We start from the raw sequence: 22,657 nt of genomic DNA on the forward strand, positions 1-22,657 counted from the left end.
CTTACGAGAGCCTGCCGAGAGTCCTTCGAGCACTGAAACCGTGAGGGTGGCCGGCGGGGTGGCGATGGCGGGTTCGTCCGGTAGCGCGGGCTGGCCCTGCAGCCGACGTCCCTCCCTCTAGCCCTCCGGCGTCTGCTGGATCTTGGCGAGGGTCAGTACGTCCCCGCCGATGCCCCAGCCGCCGTCGGGGACCTCCTCGACCAGTACCAGGGTGGTGGCGCGAGCGCGTTCGCCGTAGATCTCGGCGTACAGGTCGGTGGTGCGGGTGATGATCAGCTCCTTCTGCTTCTCGGTGAGGGTGCCGGCGGGGACCTTGAAGTTCGCGAACGGCATGTCGATCTCCTTCTGCGGTGGGTTACGGGAATGGCGAGGGCGGGAATCGAGGGCGTGGGATCGACGTCGTCGCCGTGCTCCGCCGTCCCGTCCACCATCAACCGGTACGTCGTCCCCAGCCAGGGCTGCGCCCACCCAGGGGTTGTCATCCCCTGGTTCGGACCTCGCTCGTCGGGTGACGATGGGGGAGTGAACCTTCCCGAACTCGCCGCGTTCCTGAAGTCCCGGCGTGACCGGATCCGGCCGGACGACGTCGGCCTGCCCACCGGACCCCGGCGCCGGGTGCCCGGCCTGCGGCGCGAGGAGGTCGCACAGCTGGCCGGCCTGTCGGCGGACTACTACACCGAGCTGGAACGGGGACGCGGCGCCCAGCCCTCGGAGCAGACCCTGGCCGCGCTCGCCCGGGCCCTGCGCCTGGGCGGCGACGAGCGCGACCACCTCTTCCACCTCGCCGACCGGCCCCTGCCCCCGGTGGCGCACGGCCCGACCGCGCATGTCCAGCCGGCCCTGCTCGGTCTGTTGGACCGGCTCACGACGACCCCCGCCCAGGTCATCACCGATCTGCACGAGACCCTCGTCCAGAACGAGCCGGCCGCCGCCCTCGTCGGCCGACACCCTGCGGTACGCGGCCCGGCGGCGAGCTTCGTCTACCGGTGGTTCACCGACCCCGCCGCTCGCGCGATCTATCCGCCCGACGAACACCCGCACCACTCCCGGGTCTTCGTGGCCGACCTCCAGGCTGTCGCCGCCCGGCGCGGTCGCGACAGCGAGGTGACCAGGATGGTGGCCGTACTGCGGCGACGCAGCGAGGAGTTCGCCGCCCTGTGGGACACCCATGACGTGGCCCTGCGCCGGGCCGACCACAAGCGCATCGTCCACCCCGCGCTGGGCGTCATCGAGCTGGACTGCCACAGCCTGTTCAGCGAGGACGGACGCCAGCGCCTGCTGTGGTTCACCGCCCCACCGGGCACCGAGGGCGCCGCGCAGCTGGAGCTGCTGTCCGTCATCGGCACGCAGGACATGGGCGCGAACGAGACGTCCAGGAAGTAGACGTACGGCTGTGCCGGGGCGGCAAGGAGTCAGACGTACAGCTTCTCCAGGAAGGCCGACAGGCGCCCCACCGTCCGGTCGATCTGCTCCTCCACCGTGAGGGTCTCCTCGAAGCGGCTCCCGGGGTCGGGGATCTTCTTGCCCCGCACATACAGGGAGCAGGCGAGGTCGGCGCACATGTAGACGCCGACCGAGTTGCCCTCGCGGCCGGCCGTGCCCGCCTTGCGGGCCGTCATCAGCGAGACCCCGTTGCCCGGGTGGGTCGTCAGACACAGCGAGCACATACTGCGGTGCAGGAAGCCGCGTTGGGAGGACGGGAAGCGCAGGGTGATGCCCACGATGTCGTCGGCCCGTTCGGTGACGAGATAGCTGCGGTCCGGCGCCCCGGGATCTCGCCAGCCCAGGAAGTCCAGGTCGTCCCAGGGGCGGTCGTCGAGGTCACGGGGTATCGCGAGGCGCTTGGCTTCTCCCTTGGAGCAGTTGATAAATGAGTTGCGGATGTCCTGCTCGGTGAGTGATCTCATAGGGGAGCTCTCCTGGGGGATCGAGGGTATCGATGGGTGGAACCTGCAGGCCTTGAGGGTGACACCCGCGAGCCTGCAAACCTAGGAGCACTAGGTTTGCGTCAAGTTACCCAGCCTCGCGGGAGACATCCAATGCATTTCGGGAACGGCCGCACACCGCGGGAGCAGGCCCTCCGCCATGTCGCGGCCCGCTCCAGGGGCCCCGCGCTGGATCCGACGCTGCGGGTGACCCTGAACTTCCACCCGGACCGGCTCGTGCGCGGGCTCCCGATCCTGGAAGCGCTGGCCCAGGACGGCACGTACCGCTCGCAGTTCGTGACGGGCACGAGCAATGGTGGGCTGACCGCGCGTCCCGGCGGTGACCGCTGGCGCTGGGAGAGCCGGATCTTCGGCGCGGCGTACGACACCGCGCCCGCGCAGGAGCGCCCTGTGTACGGCGGGCTGAACTTCCGTCGCCAACTGGTCGGCGCGTCACCCCGGTTCGGCTCCTCGCACTTCCGGATGACGGGCAAGGCATTGCGGCGCGCCACCTTCTGCTACCCCGACAGCGCGGCCGAGCCGTCCGCGTTCGGCGTGGCGGCCGGCATGTCCCTGATCGAACTGGCCGAGGCGGACGACCGGGACGCCCTCGACGACTACATCGAGGCACAGGTGCACGGCCGGGTCGTAGTGGCGCGGGACATGGAGGCACTGGTCCTGGACGCGAGCTACCGGGACACGCCCGTGGAGGCGGCTGCCCGGCGGCTGCCGTGCCCGGTCGAATGGCATCCGGGATACCGGCTCTCCGTCGCGGAGCTGCGCCGCCACGCGGACTTCCGCGGTGCGGAGTTCGTCGCACTCGGCGCCCGTATCGCCGAGGACGGATACCTCGACCCACGGATCATCGGGGACGCGGCACGTACAGGACGTCACGAACTGCAGGACCTGAAGATGGTGTGGCACTGCCTCGCCCGCTTCGGTGCCCCTCAGGGCGCCGGCACGGCCGTGGGCGGCCATACGCCGGGCGTCAGCATCCCCAGCGCGTAGGCGCGGGCGACCAGTTCGGTACGGGTGGCCGCGCCCCAGCGCTCGGACAGCCGCCGCAGGTGGTAGTTGACGCCGTCCACGGTCAGGCCCGTATCCCGGGCGGCCCGCGCCGTGGTCGCGCCCCCGGCGAGCAGCGCGAGGATGCGGGCCTCGCCGTCCGTGACGGGCGGGGCGGGCGGTTCGGCGGCTCCGGGACATTCGCCGAGCACACGGAGCGTGACCAGCAGGGCGGGCCGTGGACGCCTCGACGCTGTCGCTGACGGGATCCGCGGTCAGCTCCCCGTGGCGCCGCACACCGTCGGCCGCGTCCCAGCGCACCGAGATCGGATACCGGGAGTGATGCCGCAGCCGCAGCGCCTGGGCGATCCGCTCCACCTGCGTCGCCTCCTGCGGCCGGAACAGATCCAGCACGTTACGGCCCCGCAGCCGCCCCGGCGTCTCACCCCAGTCGGTCGCCATCGCCGGATTGGCCGGCACGATCGCCCCGTACACATCGCACACCGCGACCGGCATCGGAATCCGGTCGAACAACAACAGCGCCCGATTCCGCCACACCACGGCATCCGCCCGCGTCAGGTCCACCCGCGCCTTCCTCCCACGCCGCCCATCAAGTAGCGCAATCAAGATAGACCCAGATCAGAGGCTGTTTTCGACCTCAACCAGGTGGCGTGAGTGTCGTCCGAGAGAGGCCGCGGGCCTGTGCTCGCTGATGATCCGTGCGCGGTGGCGAGGGTGATTGTCACATGCGCGAGCCCGGCGGTGTCTTCATGCCCAACGGCCAAACAGGCACACGTACAAGGAGAACACCATGACGCTTCGCGTCCCGAAGGCCGAGCTCAGCGCCGAGCTCCGCGAAAACATGATCAAGCAGCTCGGTGCCGTGCCCGAGCCCGTCGAGGTGCAGTGGAACAACCCCAAGCTCGCCGAGGCCAACCAGGAGTTCTCGGCCAAGGTGGGCCAGTGGGACGCGGCCGACGCGAGCCTCAAGACGTTCGCGCACATGGCCGTCGCGGCACAGGTCGGCTGCAGCTGGTGCCTCGATATCAACTACTTCCACGCGCTGAACCAGAACCTGGACTTGGCCAAGGCGAGCCAGGTGCCGCGCTGGCGGCAGTCGGAGGTGTTCACGCCGCTGGAGCGCGACGTTCTCGAGTACGCCGAGGCCATGACGAACACGCCGCCGACCGTCACCGACGAGCTGTCGAAGCGTCTGCTCGACCGGCTCGGCCCCGCGGCGCTGGTCGAACTCACCGTGTTCATCGGCTTCGCCAACATGGCGACCAGGTGCAATACGGCACACGGGATCACGTCGCAGGGCTACTCCGATGCCTGCGAGATTCCGCTGGCCGCGCGTCCTGAGAAGTCCGGCGTAGCGTCGACGGCATGACCGAGGACCCGTTCGTCGCCCATCGCAGCCTGCTGTTCACGGTCGCCTACGAGATGCTCGGCTCGGCGGCCGACGCGGAGGACGTGGTGCAGGAGTCCTGGCTGCGGTGGGCCGGCGTCGACCGTGCGCAGGTGCGTGACCCACGGGTGTACCTCATCCGGGTCGTCACACGGCAGGCGCTCAACCGCCTGCGGACGTTGTCGCGCCGCCGCGAGGAGTACGTCGGCGAGTGGCTGCCGGAACCGCTGCTGACCAGCCCTGATGTCGCCGAGGACGTCGAACTCGCGGAGAGCGTCTCGATCGCGATGCTGACCGTGCTGGAAACGCTCGGGCCGGCGGAGCGGGCGGTGTTCGTGCTCCGCGAGGTCTTCGAGATGCCCTACGGCGAGATCGCCGGGGCCGTTGGCAAGTCCGCGGCCACGGTGCGGCAGATCGCGCGGCGGGCACGCGAGCATGTGGCGGCTCGGCGGCCGCGGGTGCAGGTGTGCCGGTCGGAGCAGCAGGCCGTGGTGGAGCGGTTCCTGGCCGCGCTGCGCACCGGCCAGTTGCAGGAACTGCTGGACGTCATGGCGCCGGACGTGGTCCTGATCGCCGACGGTGGCGGGCTTTCGGCCGCCGCTCCGGCTCCGGTCCACGGGGCCGAACTCGTGGCGAAGATGCTCGCTCGCCCAGGCCGGGTGGTGTCGGCCGTGTGGCTCAACGGCGCGCCTGCGGGCCGGATCGAGATCGACGGCCGACTGGCCGCGGTGAGCCTCGTGGTGGAGAACGGGAAAGTCGCCCGGATCCACGCGATGGCAAACCCGCGGAAGCTGACGCGGCTGGACGAACCGGCCGAACTCGCCAGGTAAGCCCGCTGCTGTTCTGGCGTCGTGAGTGTTCCGGGCGGTTGCAACCGCCCGGAACACCCTCGACCACACAGTGGTCAGACGTCGAAGCAGGGGCGAACTCGTACGGGTGCGGGCGCAGCCGCATCGGTCGATCTCGTGCTCGTGCTTGAAGGCGATCCAGCTCTCGATCACGTCTGGAGCGAAGACGCCGCCGCCGAGCAGGAACGGATGGTCGGCCTCCAGCCGATCCGCAGAGAACCTCCGTCAGACCGCAGAGAAGCCCAGTCAAGCCGCAGAGAAGCCCCGTCACACCGTGGGAAGTCTCCACGACCTCCCTGATCGACATCTCCGCCACCGGCCCCGGCCGCTCCCGCATGGCACCCGGTGTCCGCGAGGCCTTCCGGGCGCTGCACGCGGACCGTACCCCGGGCGGCGACTCCGAGCGCCGGCTGAACGACCTGATCGCGTCGGGACGTTACGTCGAGGACGTCTACGCCGCCGGATGAGGACGCCTGCGCCCGGATAAGGAGTACGTGCTTGTGGGTCCACCTGGCAGAGTGGGCCCACAAGCGACAGGGGGGCTGCGGTGGACAGCTGGGAGCGGGCTCGGCGGGTTCTCGACACGGCGCGACTGCCGCCCGACAGTCTCGTCGACTGCCGGTCCCTGTCGGGCGGGACGTACAACACGGTCGAGGAACTACGACTCGCCGACGGCACCCGGTACGTGCTGAAGATCCCTCCCCCGGCCACCGCTCCCGGTCTGAGCCACGAGCGAGGACTCCTCCGGTCGGAGGCGGAGTTCTACCGGGCGGCCGCGACGGTCGGCGTACCCGCGCCCGAAGTGGTCACGGCCGGGGAGCGCCAGCTCCTGATGACCCACTGCCCGGGCACACCGTGGGGTGACCTGGAACCCGGTGAACAGGCGGTCCTGCGCATCGAGTTGGGTCACCTGGTGGCCCGTCTCCACAGTGTGACCGGCCCGGGCTTCGGCTACCCCTCCGGAGCCCTCGGCCCCCTCGCTCCCGACTGGCGGACCGCCTTCACCACCATGTACGACGCCGTCCTGGGCGACGCTCGACGCCATGACGCCTGGCTGCCCCGCCCCGTGGACGAGGTGGCCCGCACGGCGAAGACCGCGTACGACGCCCTGGACGAGGTCACCGTCCCCCGCCTCGTCCACTTCGACCTGTGGCAGGGCAACATCCTGGTGGAGCGGCCGGACGGCACGGCGCCCCGGATCGGGGGTCTGATCGACGGCGAGCGCATGTTCTGGGGCGACCCGCTGGCCGACTTCGTCTCGCTGGCACTGCTCGCCGACATCAAGCAGGACAGGGACTTCCTGACTGGCTATCAGGAGGCGGGCGGTCGAGCCGAGTTCGATCCCTCGGCCCGGCAACGCCTCGCCCTCTACCGCAGCTACCTCTACCTGATCATGCTCGTCGAGACCGTGCCCCGCGCGTCCAGCGCCGAACGACTCGCCTGGGTGCGCGAGGCGGTGGCCCCGGAACTGCTCGCCGCCCTCGACGAACTCCGCTAGGTCCTGTCGTCACATTCCCGTCTGCCTCGCGGCAGGACCTATGCCGCGCTGCGCCCCCGCCCGCCATGGGCCCGGATGATGTCCGCGTACCGGTGCCCGCTGCCCTTGATCGTGCGCTTCTGCGTCGTGTAGTCGACGTGCACGAGTCCGAAGCGCTTGTCGTAGCCGTACGCCCATTCGAAGTTGTCGAGCAGCGACCAGGCGAAGTAGCCGGCGAGCGGAACGCCCTTGCGGACCGCCGATGCGCAGGCCGCGAGGTGCTGTTCCAGATACTTGGTGCGCTCGGGGTCGTCGACGGTCCCGTCGGGACGTACGACGTCGGGGTAGGCGGAGCCGTTCTCCGTGACGTACAGCTTGCGGGCTCCGTAGTCGTCGGTCAGGCGCATCAGGAGGCGCTCGATACCGTCGGCGCCGACCTCCCAGTCCATGCCGGTGCGGGGCACGCCGAGACGGCGGACCGTGCGCACGCGCGGGGCCGGCCCGGTGGGGTCGTCGGCGACCGTGGACGGGAAGTAGTAGTTGAGACCCAGCCAGTCCAAGGGCTGAGCCATGGTCTCCAAGTCGCCCGGGAGTTCGGGGAGTTCGATCCCGTACACCTCGCGCATGTCGGCAGGGAAGCCGCGGCCGTGGACCGGGTCGAGCCACCAGCGGTTGGTGTGTCCGTCCAGGCGGTGGGCGGCCGCGACGTCCTCGAGGCGGTCGGTGGCGGCCTCCACGCTGGACAGGTTGTTGACGATGCCGACCTGGGCGCCGGGCACCGCGGCGCGGACCGCCTGGGTGGCCAGGCCGTGCCCCAGAAGCAGATGGTAGGAGGCGCGGACCGCGGCCGTGAGGTCGGTCAGGCCCGGGGCCATCCGGCCCTCCAGATGGCCGATCCAGGCCGAGCACAGCGGCTCGTTGAGCGTGGTCCAGTGCTGGACGCGGTCACCCAGCCGCTCCGCGACGACCGCCGCGTAGGAGGCGAAGTGGTGCGCCGTCTCGCGGACCGTCCAGCCGCCCCGGTCCTGGAGCACCTGCGGCAGATCCCAGTGGTAGAGGGTGACGGACGGCGTGATGCCCGCCTCCAGCAGCGCGTCGATCAGCCCGTCGTAGAAGTCGAGCCCCTTGGCGTTGACCGGGCCGTCGCCGCCCGGCACCACGCGCGGCCAGGCGACCGACAACCGGTAGGCGTTGGTGCCGAGTTGGCGCATCAGCGCGATGTCCTCGCGCCAGCGGTGGTAGTGGTCGCAGGCGAGGTCCCCGTCGTCGCCGTTGTCGATCTTGCCGGGGGTGTGCGAGAACGTGTCCCAGATGGAGGGGGAGCGGCCGTCCTCGGCGACGGCGCCCTCGATCTGATAGGCCGACGTGGCCGTGCCCCACAGGAAGTCCTCGGGGAGTGCGGCAAGGTCGATGGTCACGGAAGTCCCTTCGGGAAGAGGAGAGTCGGTCACTTGACGGCTCCCGCCGTCAGCCCGGCGACGAGATAGCGCTGCAGGAGCAGGAAGCCCGCGACCACCGGAACGCTGACGACGAGCGAGGCGGCCATGATCTGGTTCCAGTACACGTTGTTGAGCGTGGAATAGCCCTGGAGCCCGACGGCGAGCGTGCGTGTGGTGTCGTTGGTCATCACCGACGCGAACAGCACCTCGCCCCAGGCGGTCATGAAGGCGTAGACGGCGACCGCGACGATGCCGGGGATCGCGGCCGGAACGACGACCCGGAACAGCGCGCCGAGCGGCCCGCAGCCGTCCACCAGCGCCGCTTCGTCCAGGTCGCGCGGCACCGAGTCGAAGTACCCGATCAGCATCCAGATCGAGAACGGCAGCGAGAAGGTGAGATACGTCAGGATCAGTCCGCCGCGCGACCCGAACAGGGCGATGCCGGTGGCGTTGCCGATGTTGACGTAGATGAGGAACAGCGGCAGCAGGAAGAGGATGCCGGGGAACATCTGCGTGGACAGCACGGTGACCGTGAAGACACGCTTGCCGCGGAAGGTGTAGCGGCTGACGGCGTACGCGGAGAAGACCGCGATCACCACCGAGCAGACCGTCGCCGCGCCCGCCACGATCAGCGAGTTCACGAAGTACCGGGCGAGCGGGATCGTCGACCAGATGTCGATGTACGGGCGGAGGGTCAGGCTGCTCGGCAGCCAGCGGAACTTCCCCGTGACGTCCGCGAGCGGCTTCAGAGAGCTGGAGACCATGACGTAGACGGGCACCAGGACGAAGCCGGTGAGCAGCGTGAGGAAGATCCGCCGGGACCAGAGGAAGGAGCGCGGCGGGGCCATCGGGGACCTAGACATCGGCGGTCCTCCGTCCGCGTGAGGTGAGCACGAGGTACACGCCCGTCACGAGCAGCAGGAAGAGCAGCAGGAGTACGGACATGGCCGACCCGGTGCCGAAGTTCCAGGTGACGAACGACGCCTGATAGATGTGGACCGAGATGAGGTCCGCGGCCTCGGGAGCCGTCTTGCCGAACAGGACGTACGGCGTGTTGAAGTCGTTGAACGTCCACAGGAACAGCACCAGGATCAGCACCTGGTTGACCGGGCGTAGCGACGGCAGGGTGATACGGCGGATCTGCTGCCACATGCCGGCCCCGTCGAGGGCGGCCGCCTCGTACAGCTCGCCCGGGATGTTCTGCAGTCCGGCCATGACGATGAGGAAGGCGAACGGCCAGCCCTTCCACACCGAGACCGTGAGCAGCGCGTAGAAGCTGTTGTCGCCGATCAGCCAGAAGGACGGCTTGTCGCTGAGGTGCAGCTGGTCGTGCAGGACGTGGTTCACCAGGCCGTTGTCGTGCTGGAACATGAACACCCAGGTGATGACGGCCGCGTACACGGGCAGCGCGTACGGGACGAGAAACAGGGCGCGCAGCAGGCCCCGGCCGCGGAAGGTGTCCTGCATGTAGATCGCGGCCGCCGTGCCGATCAGCCAGCACAGGCCGACCGACAGCAGCGTGAAGCCGACGGTGACGAGGAACGAGTGGAGCAACGCCTCGCCGACGGGCGCGTCGAAGTCCACCGACACCCTGTAGTTGTCGAGGCCGGACCAGGGCGCGGTGCCCCAGTCGCGGATGTAGAACTGTGTGAGTTCCTTGAAGCTCATCACGATGCCGATCACCATCGGCACCAGGTGGACCAGGAGTTCGAGGACCAGGGCGGGCAGAAGCAGCAGGTAAGGCAGTCCGATGCGCTTGATCCGCCCGGTGCGGCGCGGGCCGCGCGCCGCACCGGGAGAGTCCTTGCGCACCGTCCGCTCGCCGGATTCGGCGGAGGCGGTCGTGGTGGTCATGTCGGTGCTCGCGCTCACTTCTTCGGCATCTGCTGCTGGGCTTTCTCGAGCTTGGCCTTCACCGACGCCGTGGTCACCGCGCGTCCGGCGGCGGCGTCGGCGAACAGGTCCTTGACGGCGGTACCGACCGCCATCTCGAACTGGGACTCGTCGGCGACCTGCGGAAGTGCGGCGGCGCTGTTGGCGAGGGTGTCCTTGAGGACCGCGTTCGCCGCGGTGTTGAACGTGGTGTCCGCCTGAGCGGCCTTGACCGGCGGAATCGAGCTGTACGCCGTGTTGAGGATCTTCTGCTCGCCGTCGCTGGTCATGAATTTCACGAACTTCGTGGCACCGTCGAGGTTGTCGGTGTTCTTGAAGACCGCCAGGTTGATGCCCGCGACCATCGAGTTGACGTTCGTGCCGGTGCCGGGGGTGCCGGACTGCACGGGCACCGGAGCGATGCCGTACGCGTCCGCGCTCATGCCCTGCGACGTGAGGTTGGCGGACGCGGACTGCCACAGCAGCATCGCGTTCTTGCCCTTGGCGAAGTCGCTCACCGACTGGTTCTGCGCGTACTCGGCGTTGCCCGGGGCGATGATCTTGTCCTTGGCCATCAGGTCGACGTACTGCTTGACCGCGGTGACGACACCGTCATTGGTGAAGTCGGGCTTGCCGTCGGCGGTGAAGAAGTCGGCGCCGTGCTGCTTGGCGAAGACGAAGGCGTGGTGGATGTTCTCGGACGGGTTCGAGCCCTCGGCGCCCAGGCCCCACTTGCCGCCCTTGGAGAGCTTCTTGCCGTCGGCGATCAGCTCGTCCCAGGTGGCGGGCGGATTCGCGATGCCCGCGTCGGCGAACATCTTCTTGTTGTAGTAGAGCGCGTACGCCATCGAGTACAGCGGCACCGCGGCCGGGTCCTTGCCCTGCGCGCCCGTCGAGCCGAGGGCCGAGTCGACGAAGCGGTCCTTGCCCCCGATCTTGTCGAAGTTCTTCGCGTCCCACGGCAGCAGCGCCCCGGTGGCCTGCAGGGAGGCGCTCCAGGTGTTGCCGATGTTCAGGACGTCGGGGCCCTGACCCGAGGTGGTGGCGGTGAGGATCCGGTTGAGCAGATCCGACCAGGGCACGACCTCCAGCTTCACCTTGACCCCGGTCTGCTTCTCGAACTTGTCGAGTTCGGGCTGGAGGACCTTCTTGTCGACCTCGATGGTGGCGCCCTGGTTCGAGGCCCAGTACGTGAGCGTCTTCGGCGAGTCGTTGGACCCGCCCCCCGTCGACGAGCCGCCACCACAGGCGGTCACGGCGGTCAGCATGGATACGGTGACCGCACCGGCGGCCGCGGCTCGGATTCTGCGCATGGCTCAGGCGTCCCTTTCCAGAGGAGAGCCGCACGGGAGTGTGTTCACTTCCCGAACGACCCTCATGGCTTAATTTAGGACGTGAGTTAAGACCCGGAAGAAAGTCGCGTCAAGGGATCGCGCAGGGGTATCTTGCAGGTCGGGCAGGCCGGAAGGGAATCTCATGGCGGGGCGGAACGGGCGGACAGTGCGTGACCTGCGGCGGGGCAATCGCACCGCCGTACTGCAACGGTTGTATTTCGACGGGCCGATGAGCCGCTACGAACTGGGCCCGGCCACCGGACTGAGTTCCGGTTCCATCAGCAACGTGGTCGCCGAACTCGTCGCCGACGGACTGGTCGAGGAGGCGGGCAGCGTCGACTCCGACGGCGGCCGCCCGCGCACCCTGCTGCGCGTCGCACCCGGCAGCGGCCACATGATCGGCGTGGACGTCGGCGAAACCCGCGTCCGCGTCGAGCTCTTCGACCTCACCCTCACCGAACTCGCCCGCACCGAACGGCCGTTGGAGCGTCAGGGATTCGAGGCCGACCGGCCCCTGAAGCGCCAGGAGTATGACGTCGAGCTCATCGTCGGCCACATCCGCGACGGCATCGCGGAGGTCCTCGCCGAGGCGGAGATCGCCCCGGAGCAACTCCTCGGCGTCGGCATCGGCGTCCCCGGCATCGTGGCCCGCACCCCGGAGCGCGGTGCGGTGGTGCACGGCCAGACGATCGGCTGGGACGCGGTCCCGCTCGAATCCCTGCTCCGCTCCACCTGCGAACTCCCCGACACCGTCCCGTACTTCGCGGACAACGGCGCCCGGACCCTGGGCCAGGCCGAGATGTGGTTCGGCGCGGGACGCGGCGCCCGCAACGCGGTCGTCGTCCTCTTCGGCTCGGGCGTCGGCGCCTGCCTCGTCACGGAAGAGGTGGAGAACGGCCGGTCCGTGGAATGGGGGCACCTGACCGTACGGGTCAGGGGGCGCCGCTGCCGCTGCGGCGCCCTGGGCTGCCTGGAGGCGTACGCGGGCGCGGAGGCGCTCCTGGACCGCTGGCGCGAGGAGGGCGGACGCCCCCCGGAGGGCACCGACGAGGAGACCGCGCTCACCGCGATGCTCGCCGCGGCCTACCCCGCCGGCGACGAGGAGCCCGACCCGGTGGCGCTCGCCGTCCTGGAGGAGACCGCCGAGTACCTGGGCGCCGGCCTGTCCGACCTGATCAATCTCTTCCAGCCCGAGCGGATCCTCATCGGCGGCTGGGCGGGCCTCCAGCTGGGAACCCGCTTCCTGCCCGCCGTACGCCGGTACGCGACCTCGTACGCCCTGCGCTACCCCGCCGAGCGCGTCTCCATCGACCTCGGCAAGCTCGGCCCGGACGCGGTCACGGTCGGTGCCGCGATCCTTCCCCTCGCCGACTTCTTCGCGCGGGGCGGCCGACGCGCCGAGCCCGTACAAGAGGGCCGGTCCCCCGCCTGGCGTACGGCCTTGGAGGAGCGCGCTCCGCACTGAGCCTCCGCCAACTTGAAGTCGCAGGTCAAAGGGCTGGTGTGGCCGGTGCTCGGGATGCTCGCGCTGGTCGTGCGCGGCAGTCTGCGAAGTAGATCATTTGACAGAGCCGGACGGTTCGCTGGTTCCTGCTCGCTGGGGCCAGGCGGCCATCTACGATCCGGTGCATGGATCCCGAGCTGCTGGAGCGGATCACCGCGCGGCGCGCGGAACTGGACGAACTCGAAGAACAGCTGGCCAAGCAGCTGGCGGAGGTGCGGGCCGAACGGGACGAGCTCGCCGTCGCCGAGCGGGTCCTTGAGAGGGTGAGCGAACAGCTCGCCGACGAACGCACCTCGGTCGCGCCGGCGCCAGGGCAGGTGGGCGGCCGGGCGGTGATGCTGATCCCGCACCGCACGCCGGACCTGGAGAGGACCACGCTCCCGCCGGATTACCAGCGCATTCTTGGCGCTGTGCGGCAGGCCGCCGGGCCGGTCATGACCCGGCAGGTCGGCGAGATGCTGGGAGTCGACGTTGCCGTACGGGCCAAGCTTGAACCGCTGCGCGGGAGGCTGGTCAGACTTGTTGATCGCGGCTGGCTGTGCAAACTTCCCGACGGCAAGTTCACCACCTGCCTGTGACCGGAGACGCTGTCGCCCAGAGTGGTGTGCCGCGGGCGTAACCACGGTGCCCCCGGCGGCCGTTGGATTTGTGTGACGAAAACCAAAGAACGCGCCGAGGACACCTGCCCGCTTGTCTACCGGTGCCGTCTGCCGCTGTCCACGCGGACCGTCAACCACCTCGCCGGCCTGCTGCGTCGCCGCCTGAAGGCGATCCGTTCCAGGTGGCGGATCCTGCCGCCCGGACGGATCGCGGTAATCGTCCTGGCCGTGCTGCGTCACGACCAGCGCCTGGCCGACATGGCCAGCGGCAACAACGTGTCCGAGTCCACCGTCCGCCGCTGGCGCGACGAACTGATCACCCTGCTCGCCGCTCAGGCACCGCGCCTGGACCGCGCTCTGAGGAAGGTCGCCAAGCAGGGCAGGGAGGTGGTCCTGATCGACGGCACCTTCATCCCCACCCAGCGCCGCACCGGAAGGGCAAACCGGCGGAACTACTCCGGGAAGCACCGCAGTCATGGCCTGCACTTCCTCGCCCTGACCGATGAGAAGGGCCGCCTGATCTGGATCTCCGCAGCCCGGCCCGGCCGCACCCACGACAACACCGCCGCCCGCCACGATCACATCCTGGCCCACCTACGCGCCGCCGGCCTTGGTGCCCTCGCGGACCTCGGCTTCCGCGGCCTGGACAACGACGTACGCGCCCCTGTGATCGTCACAGGCTTCCACGCCAGCCGCACCCACAAGCTCACACCCGGCCAGAAGGAAGCCAACCGCGTCCTCGCCGTCGGACGGGCACCGGTCGAGCACGGCTTCGCCCACCTCAAGAACTGGCGGACCCTCACCAAACTCCGCACCGACCCCGTCCAAGCGACCCGCCTCCTGCGCGCCTTACTTGTCTTGACGAACCTCGAAGTCAACCGCTGACAGACGATCTACCCCGCAGACCGCCGCCCTCGACTTGATAGGCAAGTAGACACTTGCCTATCCTGTGGTCGTGGCCGACGACCTTTTCAAAGCTCTGGCCGACCCCACCCGCCGCATCATCCTCGACGAGCTCACGGAGAAGTCCGGACAGACGCTGTTCGAGATCTGCTCGCGACTGAGCATGAAGCACCGGCTCGGCATCTCGCGTCAGGCGGTCTCCCAGCACCTCGCCCTGCTGGAGGCCGCCGGGCTCGTCGGGACCAGACGGGAGGGCCGTTACAAGTTCCACGACCTGAACACAGCCCCGCTGCGGCAGATAGCCGAGCGATGGCCCATGCCCGCCCCATCCGGACCGGAGAAGAGCACTCCATGAAGATCCATCTGACCAGCGTCTTCGTCGACGACCAGGCGAAGGCCGAGCACTTCTACACCGAGATCCTCGGCTTCGTGAAGAAGCACGACGTCCCACTGGGCGAGGAGACCCGGTGGCTGACCGTTGTCGCGCCCGACGAGCCCGACGGCACCGAACTCCTCCTGGAGCCCGCCGGCCACCCGGCCGTCAAGCCCTACCGCGACGCGCTCGTCAAGGACGGCATCCCGCTCGCCCAGTTCGCCGTCACCGACGTAGAGGCGGAGTATGAGCGCCTGCACGCCCTCGGCGTTCGCTTCACCCAGGAGCCCCTGGCGATGGGTCCTGTCACCACCGCAGTCTTCGACGACACCTGCGGCAACCTGATCCAGATCGCAACACAGCCGCAGTAAGCGGTCAGCGTCGAGCGGGGGTCCGTCAGCCACGGCGACCGGACCCCCGCCCTGGAGCCCGTCAGCAGCTTGAGCACACAACGGAGGACGACCGTCAACCCGGTGATCACGCACAGTCACCCCCTTATGCGGCCGCACGTAGGGAATCTGTGAACTGGCCACCCACAGCCCGCCCCCGCCGTCAAATGATCTACTCCGCAGACTGCCGCGCACGACCAGCGCGAGCACCCCGAGCACCGGCCACACCAGCCCTTTGACCTGCAACTTCAGGTTGGCGGAGGCCCACTGATCCCGGGTGGGTGGTTTCGCGGAACACCGCTGACGTACTCGCGCTGCCCCCGGACCCCGTCGTCACCACCCGTGACCTGCCCACCATGTGGAAGCACGCGGGCGCGGCCGCCCTGTCCCTGCTGGGCGGTGTGGCTCTGTCGTTCGCCCTGGCCGGGAAGGGGCGCCGATGACCAGCTCCAGGAGCGCGAGCCCGCAGGAACCCCCGCGACGTGGGCGGGGGAGTGGCCGCGGACGCCGCGGTCGCGGGGAGCAACTCATGGTTCCGCGGGCGGAGTTCGAGTCGTATTACGGCCGGCCCGTCATCAAGGCGCCCGCCTGGGCCGCCCGGGACATCGCCGGATACTTCTTCCTCGGCGGGCTCGCCGGCGCCGGGTCGGTGCTCGCGGCGGGTGCCCACCTGACCGGGCGTACGACCACCGCGACCGCGATGAAGGTGTGCTCGCTCGTGGCCGTCTCGCTCTCCGCCGCCGCGCTCATCAACGACCTGGGACGACCCGACCGCTTCGCGAACATGCTCCGGGTCTTCAAGCCCACCTCTCCGATGAGCGTCGGATCCTGGCTGCTGTCCCTGTACGGGCCCGCGGCGGGAGCGGCCGCGGCCGGCGCGGTGACGGGTCGGCTGCCGCGCGTCGGCGCGGCCGCGACCGGCGCCGCCGCGCTCCTCGGACCAGCCGTTGCGGCGTACACCGGAGTGCTGGCGGCGGACACGGCAGTGCCCGCGTGGCACGGCGTCCACCGCGAACTGCCCCACCTGTTCGCCGCATCGGCGACGGCCGCCGCCGCGGGCATGGCCCTGGTGGTCGGCCTGACCTCCGAGAACGCCCCCGCCCGCTGGGCCGGCGGGCTGGCCGCGCTCGCCGAGACCGCGGTCACCGAGGCCGCGGAACGGCGCCTCGGGCTCGTCGCGGAGACCTACCGGGAGGGCAGGGCAGGTGTGCTGCTGCGCACGGCCCGAGCCCTCACCGTGGCCGGCGCCCTCGGCGGCCGCTGCCGCTCCGCCGCGGCGCTGTCCGGCCTCGCCCTGCTCACGGGCTCCGCCTGCACCCGCTTCGGCGTCTTCGCCGCCGGGATCGCCTCGGCCGAGGACCCGAAGTACACGGTGGTTCCGCAGCGTGAGCGGGTGGAGCGCAGGCAACAGGGCGCCGGAGCGGGCGGAGCATGACCTGTGAGGTAATCGACGCGCCGGCGGCCTCCCGGAACCATGAAGGGCGTACCCGATCGACACGCCCGTCACCGGATTCAGGGAGGATTTCCATGCCCTTTTTCGAGAGCCCCGTCGATGGCGCCCGGCTGCACTTCGTCGACTACGGTCCCGCCGACGGACAGGTGGTCGTGTTCGTCAACAGCAGCTACTTCGGTACGGAGATGTGGGAGTACCAGATGCTGCCCCTCGCCGACGCCGGGTACCGGTGTGTCGGGCTCGACCGGCGCGGGCACGGCCGGTCCGACGACGTGTGGGGCGGCTTCGATCTGGACAGCCTCGCCGACGATCTGGACGGGCTGCTGCGCCATCTCGACCTGCAGGAGGTGACGCTGGTTGGGCACTCCCTGGGCACCGCCGAAATCGTGCGCTGCCTGACTCGGCACGGTGTCGAGCGGGTGGCCCGGGTGGCGCTGGTCGCGGGCATGGCGCCGGGGCCCGCGCGGTCCGCGGATCACCCCGCAGGCGTGGACCCGGCGCTCATCGAGGCCGGCAATGAGACGTTCCGACGCGACCGGGCCGCGTTCTTCGCGGACGGCGCCCGCGCGTTCTTCGCGCTCGACCTCCCAGGGAACGACCTCTCCGAGGCGTATGTGCAGTCGATGGTCAACCGCTGCCACGGAGCGACCGCACGGGCCGGGGCGGCCCTGGGCGACCTCGTGGTCACCCTGAACGTGGCCCCCGAGCTGACCAAGCTCGACCTGCCGGTCCTCGTCGTCCACGGTACGCACGACGCGTCGGCGCCCCTGGACCTGACCGGTCGCCGAGCGGCGGAGCTGCTGCCCGACAGCACGCTCAAGGTCTACGCGAAAGCCGGCCACGGCCTGTTCGCCACGCACGCCGAGCAACTCACCGCGGACCTGCGCGAGTTCATGGCCCGCGCACGAGGTCCCGTGAACGCCGGGCCTGAAGTCCCGCGGAGGTCAGGCCCGGCGTGCCGCGGAGGTCAGGCCTGGCGTCTCGCCAAGGTCACGCGAACGCGTTGACCCCGGTCAGCTCCGCCGACAGCTCCCACAGCCGCGCGGCCTGCTCCGGGTCGACCGCGTAGTCCCGTACGCCGAATCGCATCTCCGCGTCCTCAGGAGCGGGCTCGGCGATGTCGCAGTCCTCGCAGTACACGCCGCCCATGCCGGCCAGCTGCGGCGAGGTCGCGGCCCACACCTGGGTGGCCGCGCCCTGCTCGGGTGCCTTGAAGATCTCGGGGTGCAGCAGGGTGCCGTTCTCGTCGATCCAGCCGCGCTCGACCATCTCCTCCTTGGGGAGGTGCCGCTGCAGCGGAGTGAGGATGCCACCGGGGTGGAGCGAGAAGGCCCGTACGCCGGACTCGCGGCCGAGCTTGTCGAGTTGCACGGCGAACAGCACGTTCGCCGTCTTCGCCTGCCCGTACGCCTCCCACTTGTCGTAGCCGTGCCGCCAGTGCACGTCGTCCCAGCGGATGCCGGAGGCGTGGTGACCGGTGGACGACACGGACACGACCCGCGCTCCGCCCGGCTGGATCGCGGGCCAGAGCCGGTTGACGAGGGCGTAGTGACCGAGGTGGTTGGTCGCGAACTGGGCCTCCCAGCCGGGCCCGACCCGCGTCTCCGGGCACGCCATGATCCCGGCGTTGTTGATCACCATGTCGACGACACGGTCCGAGGCGAGGAACCGTTCGGCGAAGGCGCGCACGCTCTCCAGGTCGCCGAGGTCGAGCTCGTCGGTCTCGACCCCCTCGATGCCGTCCAGCGCCTCGCGGGCAACGGCCGGGCGCCGGGCGGGGACGACGACTCGGGCGCCCGCCTTGGTGAGCGAGCGGGTGGTCTCCAGGCCGAGGCCCGAGTAGCCGCCCGTGACGATCGCGAGCTTTCCGGAGAGATCGATTCCCTCGAGGACGTCGTCGGCGGTGCTCCGGGCACCGAAGCCCGAGCCGATCTTGTGCTGTGCAGTGGTCATGCGTCGCACGCTACGAATTGGAGCGGACTCGAAGTCAAGCGGACGCCGTGGTGCCGCCCCCGGGCAAAGAAAAAGACCCCGACCGGACGGGGGAATCTCGGTCGGGGCCGCCTGTGGTGGGCACGCATGGCGGTCGCCTCTCGGCGAAAGGCTCCACAGGGCTTCAGCCGAACGATCGTCCCTGTGGGCAAAGGTGAGGCCCGGGGACACTGTCCCATCCGCACCCACGGATCGTTCAACGGGTAACTACCGGGGAGTGTTCCCTGGAAGGGGCGGCTTGCGCGGTGACGTGCGTCACGGCCTCGCGGAGACGGGGCGCCGCCGGGAACTCCGCGCCCCGACGGGCCACGCCGGTCAGGGCTTTCTGGCCACCGCGCCGAACTGCGGGACGGCCACGGGGGAGCCGGACCCGGCGCGCCACCGCGAGCACGAGACGATTCCGGGCGCGACCGGCTCCAGGCCGTCGAAGAACGCCGTGATCTCCGCGCGGCTGCGGGCGGTGATCGGCGGGGTGGCGTTCTCGTTCCAGAACTTCATGGCGTCGATGTTGCCCTCGCCGCCCAGGTCGGGGTCGGTGGTGGGGTGGGTGAGGGCGAGATAGCTGCCGGAGGGGACCGCGGCCATGATCCGGCCGACGATGTCCTGTGCCTGCTCGGTGTCGAGGACGAAGTTCAGGATGCCCAGCATCATGACCGCGACGGGCTCGCTGAGGTCGAGGGTCGCGGTGGCACCCTCGACGATGCCGTCAGGGTGGTGGACATCGGCGTCGATGTAGTCGGTCGTTCCCTCGGGTGCGCTGGTCAGCAGGCTACGGGCGTGGACGAGCACGATGGGGTCGTTGTCGACGTAGACGATCCTCGACTCGGGCGCGATCCGCTGGGCGATCTCATGGGTGTTGTCCAAGGTCGGCAGCCCGGTGCCGATGTCCAGGAACTGCCGCACCCCGCAGTCGGCGGCCAGATACCCGACCGCGCGGCTGAGGAAAGCGCGGTCGGCCCGGGCCACGTCCCGGATCACCGGAAACATCGCCGCGACCTGGTCACCGACGGCCTGGTCGACCCGGTAGTTGTCCTTGCCGCCGATCCAGTAGTTCCAGACCCGGGCATTGTGCGCCACGCCGGTATTCACCCTCGACGAACCGCCCACCGGCCCCTGGCTCTCACTCACGTCTTCGCCTCTCCACGTACCCACGAGATGTCCTGGGCCGAATAAATCAGATCAGGCGGGACCACGTCAGCGGGTTGTCACACGTGCCGGAGCCTCCCGGTCCACGGCCCAGGTCAGGAGCTCCTCCGCGGTCCATGTGGTGATCACTCGCTCGGCGGGCACCCGGCACTCCTCGGCCCGGGCGCAGCCGTGGATCTGCCAGTCGAGCCGGCCGGGAGCGTGGGCGCCTAGTCCCGCTCCAGCGGGGACGCGATCCGGTCCAGGGCCTCGACGGGGTCCATCGGCGCCTGCTCGCTCCGGCTCCCTTCACCGTTCACCGTTGCCCAGGCCTCGTGGGCCCGCAGGGCGAACGGACCGCGGGCTCTGAGGCAGGGGCGTCCCCCGGCCGCTCACCCGGCTGGGCGAACAGGCCGATTCCGGCCCTCCGGCCGGACGTGGGGCCGCCGGGGCGGGGGTGCTGCAACCGCTCCACGGCTGACCCGGGGTAACCGCTCTACGCTCTATTCATGACCGAAATTGCGAGCCCCCACATCTCCCACCCACGGATCATGGTGCTCGGGGTGCAGCCGGGTACGCCGCCGTTCCGGATCATGGAGATCGACGGCGAAGTGGTCGGCGAGGCCAAGGCGATCACCGATGTCCTGGAGACCGCCGCGGCCTACGGCATCACCGTCCACGACCTCGACGACCCGGAGGTCGTCCGCTGGGTGGGCGGCGACAAGCTCACCTGGAAACCGCGCTGATACCGGGCAGGGTTCGGGTGGGCCGGGGAGCGCCGGGCAGGGGCCCAGGGCATCCGGCTGTGACACGCCGACGTACGGCCGTGCCGCGCGAGCGTCCGGTGCCGGCACGGCGTCCAGTGGCGGCTCGGGGGCGCGCGGACCTGCGGATTTCGCACCGGTGTGAGCTGCGGGGGCGCGAACGCACCCGCACCCCAGCAAAGATCATCATTCGGTGGGAACCGCGCATGTGCCCGCTCCCGCCAGGGCACGTTGATCTCGCCGGGTGATCACGACCGCCCCGGCGTCCCCTTTCCCGCCGGGAGTCGTCATGTTCCGTGGCTTCGCCGTGCCCGCAGCCGCTCTTGCCGCAACAGCCCGCCCGCCGCCACCGCCCTCATGGGCACCGCCCCAGCCACCGCGGCCGGCGCGCCGCCGGCCGGAGACGTGTGCTTCTGGAGCGCCGCTGGACAGCACGGCTCGTCCCGGTGCTACACACCACCCGGCTATACGGACGTGCCGGAGTTCCGCCACGACAAGGCCGCCTCTTTCCGGTCCAACGCCGACACCGCGGTGTACGCCATCGACTGGGGACGCGACACCTGCTGCTACCGGCTGATCCGCGCCCACGACCTGGCCGGCAACTGGCCCTGGGGCGCCCGTCTTGACGGCGTCGCCGATACGACGATGGGCTGCGAGGCCGGCTGAGGCGTGCGACTGCTTCGCGCGCTGCGCACCATCACGCCGACGGGCCCGGCGGTGCCGGCCCTACTGGGAGCGCCAGCGCTGACGGGATGCGCCACGACGGCAGAGGGGAGGGAGGCCACGGCTGGGCGGAGCGCCCTGGCGTCGACTCGCACACCTGGGCGATGAGCTGCTGACGGGCCGACACCGGCCGACCGGTTCCGTCCGCCCGCGGTGGGGGCCGCGGGCGGACGGTCAGGAACCGTAGGACTGCTCAGCACGGAGGGTCCGGCCGGGGTCAACCCCGCCGGACCCTCCGCTCGCCCGCCCGAGCGGTCTTCTCAGCCCACCGTCCACTTCTGGTTGGCCGCGCCGGTACACGTCCAGATCTGCAGCCGCGTGCCGTTCGCCGAGTTGTTGCCCGTGACGTCCAGACACTTGTTTGCCTGGGGGTTCACGATGTCGTGGGCCGAGCTGACGGCCCATTTCTGGTTGGGTCCGCCCGTGCAGTCCCACAGCTGGACGGTGGAGCCGTCCGCCGTGCCGTTGTCGGTGACGTCCAGGCACTTGCCCAGTGCGCGAATCGTGCCGTCCGAGGACACCGTCCAGTTCTGGGCGGCGGTGCCGTTGCAGTCGTAGAGCTGTACGGGGGTGCCGTTCGCTGAGTTCGCCCCCGCCACGTCCACGCACTTGCCCGCGAGGCCTTTGATCGGAGCGCCGGTGCCGCCGGAGCTGTCGCTCGTCGTCACCGTCACCGAGTCCACGACGAGCTGCTGCGGGAAGGAGGTGGAGCTGTCGGGGTCTCCCGGCCAGTAACCGCCGACCGCGAGGTTGAGGATCAGGAAGAACGGCTTGTTGAACACCCACGTCTTGCCGCCCAGATCGGCGGGCGTACGCCGCTGGTAGACCGTGCCGTCCACCGACCAGGTGATCGAGTCGGGCGCCCAGTCCACCGCGAAGGTGTGGAAGGCGTCCGCGAAGGCCTGGCCGTTCGGCAGGGAGTACGCGGCGCCTATGCCGCCCGAGCCGGAGTACCCGGGACCGTGGATCGTGCCGTGCACGGTCGACGGCTCGTAGCCGACGTTCTCCATGACGTCGATCTCGCCCGAGTCCGGCCAGTTGACCGGTGTGCCGAGCATCCAGAACGCGGGCCACATGCCCTGCCCGCGCGGAATCTTCATCCGGGCCTCGACATGGCCGTACGTCGTGGTGAACTTCCCGGAGGTGTTCAGCCGGGCCGAGGTGTACTGGCAAGTGCCGTACCAGCACTGGTAGTTGGCCGGATTCTCCTTGCGGGCGTTGATCACCAGATGGCCCTGGCCGTCCAGGGCCGCGTTCTTGTTGCCGGACGTGTAGTACTGCCGCTCGTGGTTGTTGACGTTGTCGCCGGTCTCGATCTGCCACTTGGACGAGTCGACGGCCGAACCGGCGGGGCCGTCGAAATTGTCCTGGAAGGTGACGGCGGCGGCAGCCGCGGTCGTCGCGGGGCCCGCGTGGACGGGAGCGACGGCGGCGGACGCGACGAGCGCGGCGGACAGCGCGGCGAAGAGACATCGGCGGAGCAGGCGTGGGGAGTCCATGACTCTCTCTTCCGTACGGCGACCC

Annotated in this window: 24 protein-coding genes and 3 pseudogenes; 16 read left to right on the top strand and 11 right to left on the bottom strand. The window is 70.0% G+C overall.

Annotated features, from left to right (window positions below; translation table 11 throughout):
* Positions 1 to 117 precede the first annotated feature (117 nt).
* The gene (locus tag ACZ4RZ_RS18795; protein ID WP_467745906.1) at positions 118 to 333 is read right to left on the bottom strand and encodes a tautomerase family protein; all 216 of its coding nucleotides are present in this window, start codon (positions 331 to 333) and stop codon (positions 118 to 120) included.
* Between the two features lie 189 nt (positions 334 to 522).
* Between ACZ4RZ_RS18795 and ACZ4RZ_RS18800 the strand changes: the two genes are divergently transcribed.
* Entirely contained in the window at positions 523 to 1,383 is an 861-nt protein-coding gene (locus tag ACZ4RZ_RS18800) for a helix-turn-helix transcriptional regulator (protein ID WP_467745907.1), read from the top strand.
* A gap of 29 nt (positions 1,384 to 1,412) precedes the next feature.
* On the opposite strand, the gene ACZ4RZ_RS18805 is transcribed toward ACZ4RZ_RS18800, so the two are convergent.
* Positions 1,413 to 1,907 carry an FBP domain-containing protein gene (locus tag ACZ4RZ_RS18805; protein ID WP_467745909.1) on the bottom strand — a complete coding sequence of 165 codons (495 nt, stop codon included), beginning with the start codon at positions 1,905 to 1,907 and terminating at the stop codon, positions 1,413 to 1,415.
* Positions 1,908 to 2,039: 132 nt separating this feature from the next.
* Between ACZ4RZ_RS18805 and ACZ4RZ_RS18810 the strand changes: the two genes are divergently transcribed.
* Entirely contained in the window at positions 2,040 to 2,933 is an 894-nt protein-coding gene (locus tag ACZ4RZ_RS18810) for a DUF3626 domain-containing protein (protein WP_467745911.1), read from the top strand.
* Here ACZ4RZ_RS18810 and ACZ4RZ_RS18815 read toward each other — a convergent pair.
* Positions 2,873 to 3,515: pseudogene (locus ACZ4RZ_RS18815) on the bottom strand (PAS domain S-box protein). The gene ACZ4RZ_RS18810 and the pseudogene ACZ4RZ_RS18815 overlap by 61 nt on opposite strands.
* 226 nt (positions 3,516 to 3,741) lie before the next feature.
* Here ACZ4RZ_RS18815 and ACZ4RZ_RS18820 point away from each other — a divergent pair.
* From ACZ4RZ_RS18820 to ACZ4RZ_RS18835, 4 genes are all read left to right on the top strand, one after another.
* Entirely contained in the window at positions 3,742 to 4,320 is a 579-nt protein-coding gene (locus ACZ4RZ_RS18820; RefSeq protein WP_467745912.1) for a carboxymuconolactone decarboxylase family protein, read from the top strand.
* Positions 4,317 to 5,168 (top strand): RNA polymerase sigma factor SigJ, encoded by an 852-nt coding sequence (sigJ, locus tag ACZ4RZ_RS18825; protein WP_467745914.1) that lies wholly within the window; start codon positions 4,317 to 4,319, stop codon positions 5,166 to 5,168. Before ACZ4RZ_RS18820 ends, sigJ begins: the two co-directional genes overlap by 4 nt.
* Positions 5,169 to 5,521: 353 nt before the next feature.
* Positions 5,522 to 5,653, top strand: a complete 132-nt coding sequence (locus ACZ4RZ_RS18830; protein ID WP_467745915.1) for a hypothetical protein — start codon at positions 5,522 to 5,524, stop codon at positions 5,651 to 5,653.
* An 80-nt stretch (positions 5,654 to 5,733) separates the two neighbouring features.
* Positions 5,734 to 6,684 carry a phosphotransferase family protein gene (locus ACZ4RZ_RS18835; RefSeq protein WP_467745917.1) on the top strand — a complete coding sequence of 317 codons (951 nt, stop codon included), beginning with the start codon at positions 5,734 to 5,736 and terminating at the stop codon, positions 6,682 to 6,684.
* 38 nt (positions 6,685 to 6,722) lie between these two features.
* Here the strand turns inward: ACZ4RZ_RS18835 and ACZ4RZ_RS18840 are convergent, their stop codons facing one another.
* From ACZ4RZ_RS18840 to ACZ4RZ_RS18855, 4 genes are read right to left on the bottom strand one after another with little or no spacing between them, the layout of a single operon-like run.
* Positions 6,723 to 8,081 carry a GH1 family beta-glucosidase gene (locus ACZ4RZ_RS18840; RefSeq protein WP_467745919.1) on the bottom strand — a complete coding sequence of 453 codons (1,359 nt, stop codon included), beginning with the start codon at positions 8,079 to 8,081 and terminating at the stop codon, positions 6,723 to 6,725.
* A 29-nt stretch (positions 8,082 to 8,110) separates the two neighbouring features.
* Complete coding sequence (locus ACZ4RZ_RS18845) at positions 8,111 to 8,950, bottom strand: carbohydrate ABC transporter permease (protein ID WP_467746460.1); 840 nt, start codon at positions 8,948 to 8,950, stop codon at positions 8,111 to 8,113.
* Positions 8,951 to 8,957: 7 nt separating this feature from the next.
* Positions 8,958 to 9,956 carry a carbohydrate ABC transporter permease gene (locus ACZ4RZ_RS18850; RefSeq protein ID WP_467746461.1) on the bottom strand — a complete coding sequence of 333 codons (999 nt, stop codon included), beginning with the start codon at positions 9,954 to 9,956 and terminating at the stop codon, positions 8,958 to 8,960.
* A gap of 14 nt (positions 9,957 to 9,970) precedes the next feature.
* Entirely contained in the window at positions 9,971 to 11,287 is a 1,317-nt protein-coding gene (locus ACZ4RZ_RS18855; RefSeq protein WP_467745921.1) for an ABC transporter substrate-binding protein, read from the bottom strand.
* Positions 11,288 to 11,450: 163 nt separating this feature from the next.
* On the opposite strand from ACZ4RZ_RS18855, the gene ACZ4RZ_RS18860 reads away from it, so the two are divergent.
* The 8 genes and pseudogenes from ACZ4RZ_RS18860 (at position 11,451) to ACZ4RZ_RS18895 (ending at position 17,536) form a co-directional block, all read left to right on the top strand.
* Positions 11,451 to 12,773, top strand: coding sequence for an ROK family transcriptional regulator (locus tag ACZ4RZ_RS18860; protein WP_467745923.1), 1,323 nt, complete (start codon positions 11,451 to 11,453; stop codon positions 12,771 to 12,773).
* Positions 12,774 to 12,937: 164 nt separating this feature from the next.
* Positions 12,938 to 13,390: a hypothetical protein gene (locus ACZ4RZ_RS18865; protein ID WP_467745925.1), complete on the top strand. Its 453-nt coding sequence runs from the start codon at positions 12,938 to 12,940 to the stop codon at positions 13,388 to 13,390.
* Positions 13,391 to 13,462: 72 nt separating this feature from the next.
* The gene (locus tag ACZ4RZ_RS18870; RefSeq protein ID WP_467745926.1) at positions 13,463 to 14,296 is read left to right on the top strand and encodes a transposase family protein; all 834 of its coding nucleotides are present in this window, start codon (positions 13,463 to 13,465) and stop codon (positions 14,294 to 14,296) included.
* 70 nt (positions 14,297 to 14,366) lie between these two features.
* Positions 14,367 to 14,669 (top strand): ArsR/SmtB family transcription factor, encoded by a 303-nt coding sequence (locus ACZ4RZ_RS18875; RefSeq protein WP_399095013.1) that lies wholly within the window; start codon positions 14,367 to 14,369, stop codon positions 14,667 to 14,669.
* Entirely contained in the window at positions 14,666 to 15,058 is a 393-nt protein-coding gene (locus ACZ4RZ_RS18880) for a VOC family protein (protein ID WP_399095016.1), read from the top strand. The genes ACZ4RZ_RS18875 and ACZ4RZ_RS18880 overlap by 4 nt, the downstream gene beginning before the upstream one ends.
* Before the next feature lie 320 nt (positions 15,059 to 15,378).
* Positions 15,379 to 15,519 (top strand): annotated as a pseudogene (locus ACZ4RZ_RS18885) (4Fe-4S dicluster domain-containing protein); the annotation flags it as partial.
* An 86-nt stretch (positions 15,520 to 15,605) separates the two neighbouring features.
* On the top strand, positions 15,606 to 16,511 hold the full coding sequence (gene nrfD / locus ACZ4RZ_RS18890; protein ID WP_467745928.1) for an NrfD/PsrC family molybdoenzyme membrane anchor subunit: 906 nt from the start codon (positions 15,606 to 15,608) through the stop codon (positions 16,509 to 16,511).
* Positions 16,512 to 16,603: 92 nt separating this feature from the next.
* Positions 16,604 to 17,536 carry an alpha/beta fold hydrolase gene (locus ACZ4RZ_RS18895; protein WP_467745930.1) on the top strand — a complete coding sequence of 311 codons (933 nt, stop codon included), beginning with the start codon at positions 16,604 to 16,606 and terminating at the stop codon, positions 17,534 to 17,536.
* On the opposite strand, the gene ACZ4RZ_RS18900 is transcribed toward ACZ4RZ_RS18895, so the two are convergent.
* The 3 genes and pseudogenes from ACZ4RZ_RS18900 to ACZ4RZ_RS18910 all read right to left on the bottom strand — a co-directional run.
* Positions 17,520 to 18,482: an SDR family NAD(P)-dependent oxidoreductase gene (locus ACZ4RZ_RS18900; protein ID WP_467745932.1), complete on the bottom strand. Its 963-nt coding sequence runs from the start codon at positions 18,480 to 18,482 to the stop codon at positions 17,520 to 17,522. The two genes, ACZ4RZ_RS18895 and ACZ4RZ_RS18900, sit on opposite strands and share 17 nt — an antisense overlap.
* A 354-nt stretch (positions 18,483 to 18,836) precedes the next feature.
* Positions 18,837 to 19,649, bottom strand: coding sequence for an SAM-dependent methyltransferase (locus ACZ4RZ_RS18905; RefSeq protein WP_467745933.1), 813 nt, complete (start codon positions 19,647 to 19,649; stop codon positions 18,837 to 18,839).
* 66 nt (positions 19,650 to 19,715) lie between these two features.
* A pseudogene (locus ACZ4RZ_RS18910) lies at positions 19,716 to 19,874 on the bottom strand (PHP domain-containing protein); the annotation flags it as partial.
* 281 nt (positions 19,875 to 20,155) lie between these two features.
* Here ACZ4RZ_RS18910 and ACZ4RZ_RS18915 point away from each other — a divergent pair.
* Both ACZ4RZ_RS18915 and ACZ4RZ_RS18920 read left to right on the top strand, forming a co-directional pair.
* On the top strand, positions 20,156 to 20,392 hold the full coding sequence (locus tag ACZ4RZ_RS18915) for a hypothetical protein (RefSeq protein WP_467745934.1): 237 nt from the start codon (positions 20,156 to 20,158) through the stop codon (positions 20,390 to 20,392).
* 375 nt (positions 20,393 to 20,767) lie between these two features.
* Positions 20,768 to 21,076 (top strand): hypothetical protein, encoded by a 309-nt coding sequence (locus ACZ4RZ_RS18920; RefSeq protein WP_467745936.1) that lies wholly within the window; start codon positions 20,768 to 20,770, stop codon positions 21,074 to 21,076.
* A gap of 317 nt (positions 21,077 to 21,393) precedes the next feature.
* On the opposite strand, the gene ACZ4RZ_RS18925 is transcribed toward ACZ4RZ_RS18920, so the two are convergent.
* Entirely contained in the window at positions 21,394 to 22,632 is a 1,239-nt protein-coding gene (locus ACZ4RZ_RS18925) for a ricin-type beta-trefoil lectin domain protein (RefSeq protein ID WP_467745938.1), read from the bottom strand.
* Positions 22,633 to 22,657 lie beyond the last annotated feature (25 nt).

The organism is Streptomyces sp. NPDC027189 (assembly GCF_055566975.1).